Annotated in this window: 1 rRNA gene; it reads right to left on the bottom strand. The window is 56.6% G+C overall.

From position 1 onward, the window contains the following. Positions 1 to 22: 22 nt before the first annotated feature. Positions 23 to 3,145: ribosomal RNA gene (locus ABZ833_RS45515) — 23S ribosomal RNA — on the bottom strand. Positions 3,146 to 3,211 lie beyond the last annotated feature (66 nt).

The raw sequence follows: 3,211 nt of genomic DNA, 5'->3' as shown, positions 1-3,211 counted from the left end.
AACACAGTGGACGCGAGCAACTGAGGACAAGCCCTCGGCCTATTAGTACCAGTCACCTCCACCCGTTGCCGGGCTTCCAGATCTGGCCTATCAACCCAGTCGTCTACTGGGAGCCTTAACCCCTCAAGGGGGTGGGAATACTCATCTCGAAGCAGGCTTCCCGCTTAGATGCTTTCAGCGGTTATCCTTTCCGAACGTAGCCAACCAGCCATGCCCTTGGCAGGACAACTGGCACACCAGAGGTTCGTCCGTCCCGGTCCTCTCGTACTAGGGACAGCCCTTCTCAATATTCCTACGCGCACAGCGGATAGGGACCGAACTGTCTCACGACGTTCTAAACCCAGCTCGCGTACCGCTTTAATGGGCGAACAGCCCAACCCTTGGGACCGACTCCAGCCCCAGGATGCGACGAGCCGACATCGAGGTGCCAAACCATCCCGTCGATATGGACTCTTGGGGAAGATCAGCCTGTTATCCCCGGGGTACCTTTTATCCGTTGAGCGACGGCGCTTCCACAAGCCACCGCCGGATCACTAGTCCCGACTTTCGTCCCTGCTCGACCCGTCGGTCTCACAGTCAAGCTCCCTTGTGCACTTACACTCAACACCTGATTACCAACCAGGCTGAGGGAACCTTTGGGCGCCTCCGTTACTCTTTAGGAGGCAACCGCCCCAGTTAAACTACCCATCAGACACTGTCCCTGATCCGGATCACGGACCCAGGTTAGACATCCAGCACGACCAGAGTGGTATTTCAACGTTGACTCCACGAACACTGGCGTGCCCGCTTCAAAGTCTCCCACCTATCCTACACAAGCCGAACCGAACACCAATATCAAACTGTAGTAAAGGTCCCGGGGTCTTTCCGTCCTGCTGCGCGAAACGAGCATCTTTACTCGTAGTGCAATTTCACCGGGCCTATGGTTGAGACAGTCGAGAAGTCGTTACGCCATTCGTGCAGGTCGGAACTTACCCGACAAGGAATTTCGCTACCTTAGGATGGTTATAGTTACCACCGCCGTTTACTGGCGCTTAAGTTCTCAGCTTCGCACACCCGAAAGTGCACTAACCGGTCCCCTTAACGTTCCAGCACCGGGCAGGCGTCAGTCCGTATACATCGCCTTACGGCTTCGCACGGACCTGTGTTTTTAGTAAACAGTCGCTTCTCGCTGGTCTCTGCGGCCACCCCCAGCTCACGGAGTAAATCCGATCACCAAAGATGGCCCCCCTTCTCCCGAAGTTACGGGGGCATTTTGCCGAGTTCCTTAACCATAGTTCACCCGAACGCCTCGGTATTCTCTACCTGACCACCTGAGTCGGTTTAGGGTACGGGCCGCCATGAAACTCGCTAGAGGCTTTTCTCGACAGCATAGGATCATCCACTTCACCACAATCGGCTCGGCATCAGGTCTCACCCACATGTCATCCGGATTTACCTAGATGACGGGCTACACCCTTACCCCGGGACTACCACCGCCCGGGCTGGACTACCTTCCTGCGTCACCCCATCACTCACCTACTACCACCTTGGGTCGGCGGCTCCACCACTTCCCTTTGCCCGAAGGCTCCAGGACGGCTTCACGGCCTTAGCATTAATGGGCTCGATGTTTGACGCTTCACAGCGGGTACCGGAATATCAACCGGTTATCCATCGACTACGCCTGTCGGCCTCGCCTTAGGTCCCGACTTACCCTGGGCAGATCAGCTTGACCCAGGAACCCTTAGTCAATCGGCGCACACGTTTCTCACGTATGTATCGCTACTCATGCCTGCATTCTCACTCGTGAACCGTCCACCACTAGCTTCCGCTGCAGCTTCACCCGGCACACGACGCTCCCCTACCCATCCCAGCAGGCGTTGGCCCTATATGCTGGAATGACACGACTTCGGCGGTACGCTTGAGCCCCGCTACATTGTCGGCGCGGAATCACTTGACCAGTGAGCTATTACGCACTCTTTCAAGGGTGGCTGCTTCTAAGCCAACCTCCTGGTTGTCTCTGCGACTCCACATCCTTTCCCACTTAGCGTACGCTTAGGGGCCTTAGTCGATGCTCTGGGCTGTTTCCCTCTCGACCATGGAGCTTATCCCCCACAGTCTCACTGCCGTGCTCTCACTTACCGGCATTCGGAGTTTGGCTAAGGTCAGTAACCCGGTAGGGCCCATCGCCTATCCAGTGCTCTACCTCCGGCAAGAAACACACGACGCTGCACCTAAATGCATTTCGGGGAGAACCAGCTATCACGGAGTTTGATTGGCCTTTCACCCCTAACCACAGGTCATCCCCCAGGTTTTCAACCCTGGTGGGTTCGGTCCTCCACGACCTCTTACAGCCGCTTCAACCTGCCCATGGCTAGATCACTCCGCTTCGGGTCTTGAGCGCGCTACTATATCGCCCTATTCGGACTCGCTTTCGCTACGGCTTCCCCACACGGGTTAACCTCGCAACGCACCGCAAACTCGCAGGCTCATTCTTCAAAAGGCACGCAGTCACGACTATATGTGCAAGCACATATAGCGACGCTCCCACGGCTTGTAGGCACACGGTTTCAGGTACTATTTCACTCCGCTCCCGCGGTACTTTTCACCATTCCCTCACGGTACTATCCGCTATCGGTCACCAGGGAATATTTAGGCTTAACGGGTGGTCCCGCCAGATTCACACGGGATTTCTCGGGCCCCGTGCTACTTGGGTGTCTCTCAAACGAGCCGTTGATGTTTCGACTACGGGGGTCTTACCCTCTACGCCGGACCTTTCGCATGTCCTTCGCCTACACCAACGGTTTCTGACTCGTCTCACAGCCGGCAGACTGTGAAAGAGAGATCCCACAACCCCGCACACGCAACCCCTGCCGGGTCTCACACGTATACGGTTTGGCCTCATCCGGTTTCGCTCGCCACTACTCCCGGAATCACGGTTGTTTTCTCTTCCTGCGGGTACTGAGATGTTTCACTTCCCCGCGTTCCCTCCACACTGCCTATGTGTTCAGCAGCGGGTGACAGCCCATGACGACTGCCGGGTTTCCCCATTCGGAAACCCCCGGATCAAAGCCTGGTTGACGACTCCCCGGGGACTATCGTGGCCTCCCACGTCCTTCATCGGTTCCTGGTGCCAAGGCATCCACCGTGCGCCCTTAAAAACTTGGCCACAGATGCTCGCGTCCACTGTGCAGTTCTCAAACAACGACCAACCACCCGTCACCCCACTGGGAAC

This window comes from Streptomyces sp. NPDC047525, assembly GCF_040643025.1.
In the GTDB taxonomy this organism is placed as follows: Bacteria; Actinomycetota; Actinomycetes; order Streptomycetales; family Streptomycetaceae; genus Streptomyces; species Streptomyces durmitorensis.
This window is presented reverse-complemented; position numbering and strand designations above follow the sequence as displayed.